The sequence below is a fragment of the Bacillus sp. FSL K6-1012 genome (assembly GCF_037964915.1).
Classification (GTDB): Bacteria; Bacillota; Bacilli; order Bacillales; family Bacillaceae; genus Bacillus; species Bacillus halotolerans.
In genome coordinates this window covers 1889406-1905319 of record NZ_CP150175.1, presented here as the reverse complement: position 1 = coordinate 1905319, position 15914 = coordinate 1889406, and the positions used below count along the sequence as shown (strand labels likewise).

The following is a 15914-nucleotide window of genomic DNA, read 5'->3' as shown; positions in this document are numbered from 1 at the left end:
CTCTTATTTGAAAGTTTTCCAAAACATTTCTTTAGGAGCACCCTTGTCTGAAAACCCTTGTCCCCGCTCAGTTTGAGCTGATAGGGCTCGATTCTCTGTTAAAACGGGCCGCCGATGCAGTGCCGGCAGCGGCAAAGGCTTTCTTCTGATCGGCCGATCAGCTGAGTCATCCCAAGCTTCTATAATCAAGTGGGCATTCGTTCCTCCATCAGCAAAACAATTGATTGCTGCAGCCGGCGTTTTCTCTTTCCACTCGGCTTGTGTTTTACAAAAATACAAATCCGTTTCCTCAATATTAAAATGCGTCATTTTCTCATCACCTGACAGGAACGGAACCAATTGTCTATGTTTCAGCATCAAAGCAACCTTAATCAGGCTTGCTATCCCTTCTGCGCATAAAGGGTGGCCGATGTTAGGTTTAACCGACCCCAGTCCTAATGGAGCATTGCAGCGGGAACGGTAAATCGCTTGAATCGCCTTAAGCTCAAGCAAGTCTGTCACAATTGAACCAGATCCATTTGCTTCGAGATAACTGATTTCTTCAGGCTTTTTGCCGCTTTTCTCAAGCGCCGACAGCATCACGTCCTTTTGCGCCTCAAGATTCGGTGCGGACGGACCTGCCGTTCTTCCGTCATTGTTTACAGCTGCGGCTTTAATGACAGCATAAATGGAATCTCCGTCTTCAAGTGCTTGGCTGACCGTTTTGACTAAAACCATTCCCACGCCTTCTCCTAAAACGACGCCTTCTGCTCGCTTGTCAAATACATGGAAAGACGGCTTGTCACTTAAAAGTCCGCGCTCCTGAAACATTCGATGTGCATCTGTATCGAGCAAACTGACACCGCCGACAACCGCTGCCTCGATATCTCCGTTTCGTAAAGCCTGAATGGCCATATTCATGCCGACCAATGCAGAGGAACAAGCTGTATCCAGAACAATACTCGGTCCTCGCAAATCAAAAAATTGTGAAATATTAGCGGCTAAATAGTTTTGTCCTCCAGCCACAATCGGATTTCTCGCTTTTGAAAGACTGGATTGGTCAGGCTTGTGCTGACTGCGACCTCCTATATAGACACCAGCCCGCATGCCTTTCATTTCCTTTTCGGTGTACCCGGCGTGATACATCAGCTTCAGACTTTCTTCCAATACTGCCAAAGCCTGCGGGTCCATTGCTCTGACATCATCATCGGAAATCAGGAAGAAATCAGGATCAAATCGGTTCAGGTCCTCGATTACCCCGGCATAATACGAGCTTGAATTGCCAAAGCGTTCATGCGGCACAGGTTTGATCTCTGATCGACCGTCACGTATTAAATCCCAGTATGCCTCCAGCGTTTCCGCTCCGGGAAATCGGCATGTCAGGCCAACGATCGCGATGTCTTCTGCATGAACTGCCGGTTTTATATCGCTTGCCTTTTGCATTTGCTGTTTCGCCGCGGAAGCCTGATCGGGCGGCAATGATGCCGCATCAGGCACATGTTCTTTTGAGTCAGCTGGATGTACAGCATCTGGTAAGGCAGATTTATATTCAGAAATCAGCCACTTTGCAAAAGATTCTATTGTGGGGTATTCAAATAAAATAGATGGATCGATATCTCCTTTTAACTTTTGATTAATCTGCTGTAATAGCTGCGCCAAAATAATCGAATCTACTCCGTATTCTTGAAAAGGCTCATCAGTTTCAAGGTCTTCGGCGCCTATCTTCAGCTCGTCAGAAAAAATAGTCACAAGCCATTCTACTGTTCCATGGAACAAGCTCTGAGCGCTGTCTTGTTCTCTTGTCTCAGCACGTTGGAAAGCCTTATCCGTCAGTGAGTGCTGCATGAGCTTACCCGGCTGCCATACATCTGTATGGTGAATCGCGGGCAGGACAACAGCTTGCTGTTTTGCAGAAAGAATCTGATCCAGAAGCTGCAATCCCTCCTCGTTATTCAAGCCTAACAGTCCGGTCTGTTCTAAAGCTTTGCTTCGAACCTCGCCTAAGCCGGTCTCCTTCCAATTTGGCCACTGAATGCTGACGATCGGATATTTATCTTTATGTGATTCTGCAAAATAATCCATAAATGCATTCGCCATTGCATAATCAGCTTGTCCGGCCGCAAGCACAGGGACGGTCGCTGATACAGATGAAAATAAAACAAAGAATTGCAGCGGCTCATCTTTGAGCAGGTCAAATAAGGTTTGAAGCCCTCCGACTTTCGGCTCCAGCACGGCTTGAATTTCTTCTGCTGATTTTCTTATAAATGCCGGATTATGTTTATTCACAGCCCCGGCACAATGAATCACTCCGCCAATCGCTCCCATCGTTTGCTGAATCGTCTCGATGCTTTGTTTGACAGCAAGCGGATCGGATAGCTGAAGAGACTGCACTTGTACTTGAGCACCCATTTCTTCCAACTCTTGCATGGCTTTCAATTTCTGAGCAAGCGGCGTGTTTTTCGCTTTAAGAAACTCCCACTGTTCACGCGGGGGCATGACTTCACGGCCGGTGAGAACCAATCGTTTCACCCCGTATGTTTGCACAAAATGACGCGCACACACCATTCCAAGCCCTCTTGTCCCCCCTGTAATCAACAGCACCTGATCTGACGGAAACGATAATTCTTTTTGATTAACAGCATCTGCTGTTCGCTCGTCCAAATATGCGCGATAACGCCGTCCGTCTCGATAACAGACTTCGGTGTCTGTACTGTCAGCATAAAATTCATCTGCAATCTGTCTGGCCAGCTCCTTTTCGGCTGTTACATGGTCTGTGTCCATATGTCTTGATGTAAGGTGACTGTATTCACTTTGGAGCATTCGGTATAGACCAGCCCGGGATGCACCGGACAGATTAACATCTTTATTTTCAAAAGACTCGAGCCCCTTCGTCACACACAAGACAGTCAATTCTTGCTTGTGTTTACGGCCAAGCTCAATCAGTTTTTGCAGCCAACTGATCCAGTTTATCGATTGCTCATGGCTCATTCCGCATCCGATCAAATCCACTGCTCCGCCGACATTTTCCCAGTCGGCGTCTGACAGATACTCAAGCTCTTGGCTGTCAATGATGCGATAGCTCGAGAAATACAGGGAAAGCTCTTCAGCCAATGACCTTGTTTCTGCGTTTGCCAATATGGCAACCGTTTGGCTCATACGTTCTGCTGATGTAATCGGGCAATCCTGCCACTGTTTTTGTAACAAGCTCTGTTTCGTAGGCCGTACAGCAGATGGCAATGCCGAACGGCTGTCTTTTTCTGCAGCATCTTCAATTGGGAGCCAATAGTATTCTTCTGCAAACGGATAAGCAGGCAGACTGATTCGGCGAGGCACGTGATCGCCATAAAGCTTGTTCCAGTTTATTCGCAATCCTTTTACCCATAATTCTGCTAGCTTCTCCAGCCTTTTTTTCTCAATCCACGTTTCCAGCAGGATTTTGGCGTCATTATCTGTTTCAAACACTTTCATTTCACTTTTCTTCGTTTTGACATGCGCGTCATAGATTTCCGTATTCGGAATATCTGCAATATAGTCTTCTAACGTTTTGATAAGCATTTCTCTCGAATCAGCCAAAAATGCCATTCGGTAGTCCATTGGTTCCCGGCCAGTCTGAAGGGTATATGCCATATCATCCAGATTGATATCTTTATTAGAATCTGCGAAGTCTCTCATCAATTGGGCATAAGCCTTCAATTGCTGCCTCTTTTTCGCTGAGAGCACAAATAGCTTTGAATGATGGCGATCTGGCAATGGATCATTGTTTCTATCAGACTGATATTCTTCAATCACGAGGTGGGCGTTCGTTCCGCTATATCCAAAAGAACTCACACAGGCCCGCCGCGGTTTTCTATCAGCCGTTTCCCAATGCTTAAGCTCAGTGTTTACATACAAAGGCGATTCTTCAAATTGAAAATGCTCATTAGGTTCAGAGAAGTTCAACGTAGGCACCAGCGTTTTATGTTTCATGCACATCAGCACTTTTTGAACACCGGCAACACCCGCTGCCGCTGATGTATGGCCAATGTTGCTTTTCACTGAACCGATCGCACAAAATTGCTTTTTGTCTGTTTTCTCTTTAAAGACGGTTGACAGCGCCTCTAATTCTATTGGATCTCCTTGTTTTGTTCCGGTGCCGTGCATTTCAACATAGCTAATGCTTTCAGGATGTATGCCATATGTCTCATATATATCCCGTTCCAGATCCATTTGGCTTTTCACGCTCGGTGCCGTAATTCCGTTTGTTTTCCCGTCCTGATTAATGCCCGAACCGATAATAACACCATAGATGTGATCACGATCCGCTTCTGCATCTTTCAGCCGTTTCAAAACGAGCGCTCCTGCCCCTTCTCCGGGAACAAAACCATTTGCGCCATTATCAAATGCTTTGCATTGTCCATCAGGAGACAGCATGCCGGCTTCACACATACTGATGTAAGATTCCGGTGTCAGGTATAAGGTGACTCCTCCCACCAGCGCCATATCAATTTCTTTGTTTACTAATGCTTGACGCGCTAAATGTGTACCGACTAGTGAGGATGAGCATGCCGTATCGATCGGAATCGCCGGCCCTTTTAAATTGAGATAATACGGAATACGCGCTGCCGCTATCGCAAAGCTGTTTCCGGTGGCGCTTGCTCTTGCCTGATTCCGATTCAGCATCACTCCGTATTCATTGCTCATAATGCCAAGATAAACACCGCACTTTTTATTGCTTAACGTTTGCGCATTATATCCGGCATCCTCGAATGCTTTATATCCTTCCTGCAAAAAGATTCGATGCTGCGGGTCTATCAGTTCAGCTTCTGACGGCGGAATATTAAAAAACAGCGGATCAAAATGTTCAATATCATCCAGCATCCCCAGTGATTTGCAGTAGACTTTCCCCTTTTGATTCAGTGCCGGGTCATAGTATTTGTCTACATCCCACCGTGATTTCGGAATGTCACGAATCGCATTTCTTGCATTGACCAGATGATCCCAATATTCTCTTACATCCTTGGCACCGGGGTATCTGCCTGCCATCCCGACTATGGCTATCGCATCGTCTCGGTAACCTTGATGAGATCGGTCTGGTTTCTGTTCAGGCGCTTTCATCGCTGGCAGCCGAACGGGCTGAATCGAACGCTCCGCGGGTTTCGCTTTAGCTTTAGCTGTTGCTTCAGGCTGTTTATTCTCTTGGAAAAGCTCATCCGCTCTTTCTTTACTTCTATTACTATGATTGACAAGCTCGGCTTTTAACATATTTGCAAACTGACGAATTGTTGGATAATCATAAACTTTGGTAACTGAAAATGATGTGCCATATTGCTTATTGATTGCTTTTATCCATTCTAGTCCTGTAATGGAGTCCATTCCGATATCGATAAAGGTGTCATCAATATCGACCTCTTGGGAATCCATGCATAACACTTCAGCAATGCTTTCCTTTAATTCATCATTCAGTGTTTCAATTGTTCCAGCATATTGACTGGAAGCAGAAATTTCCGCAGCTGCATATTGAATGTCTTCAACTGGTTTCTGCTGCTCCGGCTCATGATGGCCTAAAGGCGGCAACGAAATATTATCCGGTTTAGATAAGATGGATTCCCGTTGTATCGGTGTATACGTCTCCTCTGATTTTTGCGGATGGTTTTCTGCATTTTCTCCATCAGCTTGTGTGCTTAATTCATCTTTTAAGAAAGCGGCAAAATCACGGATTGTCGGATAATCATAAACCTTGGTCACAAGAAGCGATGTACCAAATTTCTTATTGATTGATTTTATCCATTCAAGACCGGTAATGGAGTCCATGCCGATATCAATAAATGCCTCGTCCGGGTCGATTTCAATTTGATCCATATATAACACGTCTGCTAAGCTTGCCGTCAGTTCATCACATAAGACTTCAGCAGTTATGGTTTGCTGCTTTCTAACCGGCTGCAGCGGAACAGATGTACTTTGCTGTGTTTCCTGACTGCTTGCCATCAAAGGCTGCAACGAAATATTGGCAGGCTTACCGCTGACTTTTTCCGGAATAAATGGATCTTGGATGACTGGCTGTGATGTAACAGCCGGCTTCACCGGTCTTTTTTCAACTGTCTTCACCACAGTTTCTTCTATCCAATAACGGTCTCTTGCAAAAGGATAGGCAGGCAAGCTGATACGGCGCGGCTTACCATTTTGATAAAGCATGTTCCAATCGATATTTAACCCTTTGACCCAGAGGTCTAAAAACTTTGCGAATTTTCCTTTGCGAACCCATGCTTCAATTGTCTTCGCCATATCTTCATCAGCCGCAAAAACTGCCATGGTTTCTTTATTTCGCTTCACTTGTCCCCGATATAAGTGTTCAATGTGTTCTTTTCCAGAGATAAAATCATTCAGCTTTTCTTTAAGCTCCTGCATATTTTCAGCCACAAACGCCAAACGCTCATTCATTGCTTCCCGTCCGACCTGAAGCGTATATGCGATACGAGGCAGATCGGCTTCAGAATAACGCCCCTCACGGAGAGCATCCAGCAATCGTTCCGCCCGTTTTTGAAGTCTCTCTTCATTTTTTGCTGAGAGCACAATAACAGCCGCCTGTCCCGCTGAAGAATGCTCTGGCTCAGATTTGGAAGCATATTCTTCTATTAGAATATGGGCGTTACCCCCTCCGGCGCCAAATGATGAGAGGCCTGCGACTCGCGGATATTCAATTTCTTTTCCATTTACTTCAATGATCGGCTTCTTCCATTCTTCAAGCTCTTGCTGGACTTTGAATGGAGAATTGAAGAAGTCAATATTCGGATTCAGCACTTTTGAATGAAGGGAAGGCGCCAGCTGTCTGTATTTCATTTGAAGCAATACCTTTGTTAATCCCGCAATGCCCGCTGCACTCTCACAGTGCCCGATATTTGATTTGGCTGAGCCTATGGCACAAAATTGTTTGTCTTTCGTATGTTCTGAGAACACTTTAGCCAGTCCTGTTATTTCAATAGGATCTCCGAGTGAAGTACCGGTGCCATGCGCTTCGATATAACTGATAGCCCGCGGGTCAATTTGCGCCTCTGTAACCGCCTTTTTAATGACATCTGCCTGGGCTTTCGGGTTAGGAACTGAGTATCCGTTTGTTTTTCCTCCGTGGTTAATGGCTGTGCCCTTAATGACTCCATAAATGTGATCGCCATCTTCAATCGCTTTGGACAATGGCTTAAGGAGTACAGCTCCAACGCCTTCTCCCGGCACATAGCCGTCTCCTCCCTGTCCAAAGCTTTCACACCTGCCTTTGCTTGACATAAATTTGTTCTGTCCAAGCATCAAATATTTATTGGGGTGGATTGAAACATTGACTCCCCCTGCGAAAGCTGCCTCACATTCACCGCGATGCAAGCTTTGGCAAGCCAAATGTATAGCGGTCAATGAAGAAGAGCACATCGTATCCAGAGCCATACTCGGTCCATGGAAATCGAAATAATAGGATACCCGGTTTGCTACAGAGGATGGATTCCCCGGTAAAGCCAGAGACCGGCCCCGCGCTTGTTCTTGCGCTCCGTACAGCTGATATTCTTCGTACATGACACCGACGTAAACGCCTACGTTTCCGCCAAGTTCAGCATCCTGTTTACGGCCGAGGTGCTCTCTTGTATATCCGGCATCCTCCATCGTTTCGTAAACACATTGCAAAAATAAACGCTCCTGCGGATCCATTAATTTCGCTTCACGAGGAGAGATATGGAAAAATTGCGGATCAAACTTATCTACATCCCTAATAAAGCCTCCCCACTTGCTGTACGTTTTTCCTGGTTTGTCCTTATCTTTATCGTAATAGAGACTGTGGTCCCAGCGGTCTTCAGGAATCTCGGTAATACAGTCGTGGCCGTCCCTCAAGTTTTTCCACAGTTCATGGATATTGTCTGCTTGCGGATAGCGTCCGGAGATTCCGATAATCGCAATCTCTTCCGTTTCTTTTTCAGCAGACTGCTTTTGCCCATTTCTTTGCATGGGGACGAATCCGGACTTTCTGCGGCGAACCGGAATTTCTTTTTTCTCTTCGGTCTCAGAATCTGTCCTTCTATTTTCTTCTATTGAAGAAGATGTTTCTGATTCAATCCCCAAGATGTGTAACAGCTTTTCTCTATGTGATTCAGTAAAATACTGTGATAATGACCGAATATTGAGGTATTCAAAGAACAAGGTTTTAGACAATGAACCGAATACTTTTTCTAATTGTCCGGTAACATGCATGATCATAATTGAATCGATTCCGTAATCCTCCATTGGAGCTTCGGCGTCAATCTGGCTGACAGGCAGCTTTGTAACTGAGGAAAGCACACTCTTGAAATAATCCTCTGCTTTTTCTCTCAGCATCTCTTCATCGGCTCCCATCACGGAACTCGCATTTTCAGTATGCTGAATTTCACTTTTGTATTTTCCATTTGGAGATGGTCCATTTCCTGTTTGATCCAAAAATGAATGGATTTTGCTCACAACGCCTGCAGCCACCATCAGCTGCGATTTTCCTGAGGCCCATCCATGGTATAATGCCTGAATTCCGTCATCTGCTTCCATGGCGACCATACCTGTATCTCTCGTCAGCACCCTTTCGGTTTCAGCATCAACATGCATGCCTCCGTCTTTCCACAGCGGCCAGCTCATAGAAAGGGTTTTCCCGTAGCGCTTGTGCTGTGCTGCTTGGACATTCCGGTACTCGCTGAATGTATTCATAAAAGCATTTGCCATTGCGTAATCCGCCTGTCCCGCACTTCCCACTGTCCCGGCATTTGAAGAAAAAAGGATAAAAAAGTCGAGCGGGATATCTTTCGTTGCTTCGTCAAGATGAATCAGGCCGGTGACCTTTGGAGCGAGCACATCTTGAATCTCATCTTTCTTTTTTCTAATAATGAAATTATCTTTTATAATGCCAGCGCTATGAATGATGCCATTTAAGCCGCCATAGTCCTCTTGAATCTCTTTCGTTAAAGCCATAACAGCTTCTTTTTCAGTCATATCGGTTTGTCTATAAACAACACGCGCGCCCATTTTCTGTAACTTCTGAAGCTCTGACTGCTTTCTTTCATTGAGCGGAGACCTGCCTGTGAGAATCATGACAGCCTCACGCGTTTTGCTTGCAATTTCATTTGCAAATAGGAAACCAAGCCCCCCTGCACCGCCTGTAATCAGATAAACCCCTTTATCCTTCCATGGCATGTCGGTGCCCGGTTGATCAGCTGCTGTCTCTTTCCATTTGCTTACATACCGTTTTCCTTGCCAATATCGGATATGGTTATCATGAGGATATTGCCTGCATTCTGCTAATGTTTCGGCCAGATCGCTTGCAGATATCCCTGAATCAAATTCAATCAGCTGGCCATTGAATGCTGGGTTTTCCAGCTGGGCCGTTTTGAGAAGTCCCGCTAAGCCGTTTAGCAGCTGCGGTTCGTCCAATGCAGGAACAGCGACTTGAACGAGCACATTCCCGCCAGGCTTTGAGTTTAGCAGCTGTTGAATGTCTTCGAATAACTGTAAAGCATACGCTTTAAACCGTTCATGAACTGCCTGCCCGCTTTTTTCTAATACCGTACAGTCAAACTTGTGCCGGATTCTTTCGATTTGCCTTTCTGCCATATCACAAACAATAACTTTATGCCCCTGATATTCCATTAACTCATTTTTCTCTGAAACAGCTGCTTCTTCCCATATATGCTCGAATAAAAGTGTGCCAGTTGCTAAATCTGTCTCGTTTTCTAGAGTTCTGGCAGAATAACCTTTCATTCGCACGCATACCTGGCCCGCTTCATTACACAAATCGATGTCAAGCTTCTGAATACGATCCGCGGCGGTACTGTCCTTGCTGTATTTCACGCGGGCCCACATCGAAGTCTCACAATCTTTGAAAATTTGGACATCCTGCAATGCGAAAGGCAGCATTGCTTGGCTTTCTGTCAAACTGGCATCCTCTGTTCCAAGCCTCAGACCGATAGAAGCTTGAAATGCCGCATCAATCATGCTCGGATGCAAAACATAATGATCTTGGGTATGTGAAACGACACACGGCAACGTCAATTTAGCTAGAGCTTCGTTTGCCCCGACATATATAGTATCAATCGCTCTGTGGCCGTCACCGTACTCAATGCCCATTTCCGCATAAGCGTCATAGCATACACCAGGCGGCAGAATGCGTCTGCTGCAGCTTGCTTTCACCTCTTCAATATTCAGTTTAGGAGCTTCTTCAGTCTGGCAAAGCACAACGCTTCCTTGGCCGTATATCACCGGTTCCTCCCCCGCGCTGTCACTCTCCCTGCAGATTTCGAACAAAATATCACCATTGTCTTCCGGATAAAGGTGAACGTATATGTCTGATTGCAGATCTGTGACAGCAACAGGGCGAATCCAAACGATATCCTGAAGACGAATATCTGCATGCATCTGGTTCGCAGCCGCCTTTTCTGCAGCTGCCCGAACCATTTCTAACAAGGCTGCACCGGGTAAAATGTGCTGACCTTTAATGACATGATCCTTTAAGAAAAATTCACGCCCTGTGAACTCTGAACGAAAACGCACGCCCGACATGTCAGACACATTTTCGTGCAGGAGAGGATGAATGGCATGGCCTAGGGTCAAATTCTGTTTTGGCAAGTCAATCTCTGTCTCTTTCTCCGGCACCCAATACCGCACTTTTGCGAAAGGGTATGTCGGCAAGCTGATCCGCTTAGGTTTGTTTCCCCCGTATAAGAGCTTCCAATCAACCGCAGATCCGCCGGCCCATTTTTCAGCGATCAGGTTTAGATTTTCTTGTTCCAGCCATTTATGTACTGTTTCTCCGGAAAGTGATATATCACCGGTTTCTTTTGTCATTCGGCCCTTCCAGCAATGCTCAATGGTTTCCTGTCCTTTTAGATATGCTTCTAATTGACCTCTCAATTCTTGAATCCCGCCTGCTAAAAAAGCAACCCGCTCTTCCATCGGTTCACGGCCAATCTGCAATGTATAAGCCACATCTCTGATTTCAATACCCTCATGAAGAAAATCGAGAAGACGTTCCGCATACACATGAAGACGTTCTTGATTCCGGGCAGAAAGCGGAATAATCACCGGTGTGGTGTCAGGTACAGACACGGTCTGCTCCGCTGCTTCAGGAATGTATTCTTCTAAAATCATATGGGCATTAGACCCCGTTGCACCGAACGAACTGATGCTTGCCCGGCGCGGATAGATGATTTCCTCACCATTCTCATTGATAACAGGCTGCTTCCAAGTTTCGGTTTTATGCTGCACATAAAATGGCGACTTTTCAAAGTCAACGTACGGGTTCAGCTCTTCTGAATGCAAAGAAGGCACGAGGGTTTGATGGTGAAGCTGAAGGGCGACTTTGCTTAAACCGCTGATACCTGCGGCGGATTCCGCATGCCCGATATTTGACTTGACAGAACCGATTGAACAGAACTGACGATCCTCTGTATATTGGCGGAACGCTTTTACCAGACCCTGTAATTCGATCGGATCTCCTAAAGATGTACCGGTTCCGTGCGCTTCCACATAACTGACAGTCCGCGGGTCAATCCCTGTTTTCTCCAAGCATGTCTCAATCAGATCAGCTTGTGAAACAGGACTTGGCACAGAAATCCCGCTTACAGTTCCTACATGGTTGACTGCACTTCCTTTAATTACTGCATAAATACGATCTCCATCTTTCTCGGCCTGACGTAAAGGCTTTAATAAGACCGCACCAATTCCTTCTGCCGGCACATAGCCGTCCCCATCCTTGCCAAACGTGCGGCAGTGCCCGTCAGTGGAAAACATATCCCAAACACCGTACGTCATATACTTATTCGGGTGCAGAGAAAGGTTAACACCGCCGGCTAATGCGACCTCGCACTCTCCGTGACGAAGGCTTTCCAACGCCAGATGTACGGCAGTTAAAGATGAGGAACATACCGTATCAACCGCCATACTCGGACCGTGGAAATTGCAAAAATAGGACACTCTGTTGGCAATTTGCGCATAGTTGAGAGAGAGAGGGAACACATTTTCCTTCGATGCTGCTTCAGCACCGACTAATGTATAATCCTTGTGCATGACGCCGGCAAAAACGCCTACATGCTGTCTTTTGTTCCGTCCTCTAGGTTTGGCCAACGTCTTCGGCGTGTAGCCAGCATCCTCAATCGTTTCCCAGCATGTTTCTAAAAACAGCCGCTCCTGAGGATCCATTGTCTCCGCTTCTCTCGGCGTAATTCTGAAAAATTGAGGATCAAAGCAATCAGGATCATCAATAAATCCGCCCCACTTAGAAATGCTTTTTCCTGAAGGGGAGGTGATTCCTTCAAAGCGCCTCCAATCCCAGCGCGACTCGGGAATCTCACTAATGCAATCCATTCCCTCTTTCAGATTGTTCCAAAAGTCATGAATATTGTTTGCCTTCGGGTACCGGCCCGCCATGCCGATAATCGCAATGTCTCCCTCCGCTGCCTTCAGAGGTGCAGTTCGGGCAGAATCCTCATGTATACGTCTCTTCCGGCTTTCAGCAGTACCGCGATCAATTGTGCGAATAGCGGCACGCTTTCGTTCGTTTTGATCAATAGAATGAGAGGAGGTAAAATGCTCACCGTACTCCTGGGCAAGAAACGCTGACAGCTCCGCAATCGTGGTATGCTCAAACAGGAGAGTCGGTGAAAGGCTCTCACCAATTTTGTCACTGATGGTTTCTACCACTTCAAGCAAACCGGATGAATTCAGTCCCATTTGATAATAGCCGACCTGCTTTTCAATCTGTTCAACCGCCTTATTAATTTTGTCTGCGATTAATTGGCTGACGAATTGTTCAGCTGCCTCATATGTCCCCGTACTCTCGGCTGACGATGACACCTCTTTGATTCCTTCTGCAGCCTGTGAAAGTTCGGCTGTATCTTTACTCGCCTCCTGGCTTTGAGGCAAATCCTTGCGGCCTCCATGAATAAGCTCTGCTTCACGCACTAATTTACTTGTGAAGTTTTTCAGTTCAGCCACCTTTTCTCCCGAAGCATTAAAAAATTCAAGCGTTACATAAATGAGCTCTTTTTCCTGACGGACAGATGAACGCTTAATTCTTGTCATGCAATGCGTCTGCAAAAGGGCTGAAGCAGAAAAAGATTCATAGAACAGAGGCAAAAACAGCCTCTGTTCCCCTTTAAGCAAAGATGTAAGCAAATTGTTGGCTCCCACTCCGCTCCCATCGATGAGAGCCGGATGAAACATAAAGCCTTCTGCATGAAGCATAGCTTCGGAGCCAAGAGAAAGATCAAGGAGCACACCGTCTTCCTCTTCATAAATATGTCCATTCGCTTTCATATATCCGCTATGCACAAGTTCCTGGCGTCTGCACTGTTCATACACATCATCGAGCTGTACAATCGTGTCCGGAGTTGCTTTGAGGTGATTGATCTCCAGTGTTTCTTCAAACACTGCCGGCACGTCGGTGTGCATATCAGCCTTCATAAAGAGCTTTTCATCTGACGCTTCTTTATCGCGGCGTTTTTCGAAGCCTTTAACTGATATTTGCCAATGCCCTTCATTTTTCTCCGTGCAATCGATATTGAGCATAATTACCGAATCCTGTCTAGCAGTCAACGGCTGGTAAATGGATAAGTTCCGCAACTGAAGCTCTGAGAAGGAATAGCCGTGTTCTCTGAATATCTGGTAAATCATATCAATATAAGCCAAACCCGGAAGAACATGTTGTCCGTAAACCACATGGTGATAAATAAACGGATTTTTTAACGATAGAGTGAGTTGCTTCGTTATATTTTTCACGTTATACCTCCACTTCATAAGAATCCCATATGTTTGCTGTGTCCATTTTTAAGGTCTCCTCTTCCGGCTTTGACGCGCCAGCCGAAAACACCCGTTTCTTTAATTCAGGAGGCGATATTGGACTACGCTTAATCACACGTTTTTTATCTTCGTCCCACGCCTCTAAAATGACATGGGCGTTTGTCCCCCCATCGGCAAAGCAGTTAATGGCCGCAGCAGGCAGCGGTTCTGTCCATTTTTCCAGCGATCGGCTGAACGTGAGATTCGCTTTCTGCTTATCGAAATGTGGCATCTCTTTATCACCTGATAAAAATGGAACAACACTGCGCTCTTTCATCATCAGAACAACCTTGATAAAACTTGCGATTCCTTCAGCACAAAGCGGATGTCCGATATTCGGCTTGATTGATCCGAGCGAAAGAGGATTTGCGTTCCCTGAACGGTACACGGATTGAATCGCTTTAAGCTCAAGCAGATCGGTTACCATTGAACCTGATCCGTTTGCTTCAAGATAGCTGATGTCCTCTGGCTGTTTTCCGCTTTTGGCAAGCGCAGCCTTCATGACTTCCTTTTGCGCCTCCAAATTAGGTGTTGCAGGCCCTGCGGTTCTTCCGTCATTATTGACCGAGGCCGCTTTGACCACAGCATAAATGGTATCTCCGTCTTGTATGGCCTGTTTTACCGTTTTTAACAGAACCATTCCGACACCCTCACCTAAAACAACGCCATCAGCACGCTCATCAAACACATGGAAGGATGAACGCTTACTTAAAATGCCGCGCTGCTCAAACAGCCGGTGAGAGGCGTCTGAACCAAGCAAGCTGACACCGCCCACTACAGCAGCTTTCATATCCCCGCTGTGTAAGGCCTGAATAGCCATGTTCATGCCGACTAAAGCTGATGAACATGCTGTATCTAACACAACACTCGGGCCGCGGACATCAAAAAATTGTGAAATATTAGCCGCTACATAATTCTGGCCGACTGTCACGATAGGATTCTTCGCATGAAGAAGACTCTCTTCATCAGGCTTGTGCTGGCTTCTGCCTCCAAGATAGACACCGATGGATTCACCCTTTATTTCATCTGGTGTATATCCGGCGTGATACCAAAGTTTCAAACATTCTTCCAATACCAATAACGCTTGCGGGTCCATCGCCTTTACATCCTCTTCATGGAGCAGGAAGAAATCAGGATCGAAATGGCTGATGTGATCAATGACTCCGGCATAATACGGTGACTGATAACCCCAGCGCTCTGCCGGAACCGGTCCGATTGACGAGCGTCCCTCAGATAATAACGACCAATATGATTCCAGTGTATCCGCCCCCGGAAAGCGGCAAGATAATCCGACAACGGCGATATCATCCTCTGCATAAGAACTCGGTGACGAGGACACCGGCACCTGTCTTCGGCTGACAGAAGCAGTATCCTCCGCAGGATGAGGTGTGACTGTCTCAGTTCTATTTGCCGAAGACGCTTCCGCATTTTCCGCTATCTTGTCTCCAAACAAAGCAGTCAAGGATTCGGCATAAGATCCTACAAGCCAATCAGCAAAGCGCTGAATTGTTGGATATTCATAAAGAATAGATGGATCGAGCGCTGCGTCTAACTTTCGATTAATACGCTGGAGCAGCTGTGCCAAGATAATAGAATCTACACCATAATCCTGAAATAAATCATCAATTTCCAGGTGTTCGCGTTCGATTCTCAGCTCTTCAGAAAACAAAGCAACAAGCCATGTCCGTGTTTCATCTAAAAGCAGCTCATGTTTAGCCGGCTCTGCGGTTTTCCCGATTTTTTCAGGTTGTGATACAAGCAAAGCTTCTTCTTTCAATCCAGATTCTTGCCGGATCCGCCGCTCCATCAGCCGGTCTGGCTTCCAATTTTCCTGATTCGTGATAGCAGGGAGGACAACCGGCTGCAAGGTCCCAGATAAGATTTGATCCAGAAAACGCAAGCCCTCTGAATTCGTAATGCTCAGCAAGCCGCTTTCTCGATATGCTTGATTTGTCACTTCCCCCATACCGGTTTCTTTCCAATTCGGCCACTGAATGCTGAAGATTGGCGCATTTTCCTTATGTGCTTCTGCAAAATAATCCATATAGCTGTTAGCCATGGCATAATCAGCTTGTCCAGCCGAAAGTGCCGGAATAATGGCCGAAACAGAAGAAAATAATACAAAAAAC

General features: G+C 46.1%; 2 protein-coding genes (1 of these 2 only partly in view). Both read right to left on the bottom strand.

The features are described 5' to 3' along the window. Positions 1–3: 3 nt before the first annotated feature. The gene (locus NSS75_RS09785) at positions 4–13743 is read right to left on the bottom strand and encodes a type I polyketide synthase (RefSeq protein ID WP_339237266.1); all 13740 of its coding nucleotides are present in this window, start codon (positions 13741–13743) and stop codon (positions 4–6) included. Further along, on the bottom strand, positions 13727–15914 hold the end of the coding sequence (locus NSS75_RS09780; protein WP_339237263.1) for an amino acid adenylation domain-containing protein. The gene runs 12968 nt beyond the window's last position; 2188 of the gene's 15156 nt are visible here — the last part of the coding sequence; the start codon falls outside the window, past its right edge; its stop codon occupies positions 13727–13729. The genes NSS75_RS09785 and NSS75_RS09780 overlap by 17 nt, the downstream gene beginning before the upstream one ends.

Bases quoted from the DNA above. Each gene is read 5' to 3' on its own strand.
- NSS75_RS09785 (WP_339237266.1), bottom strand. From the start codon at position 13,743: ATGAAGTGGAGGTATAACGTGAAAAATATAACGAAGCAACTCACTCTA.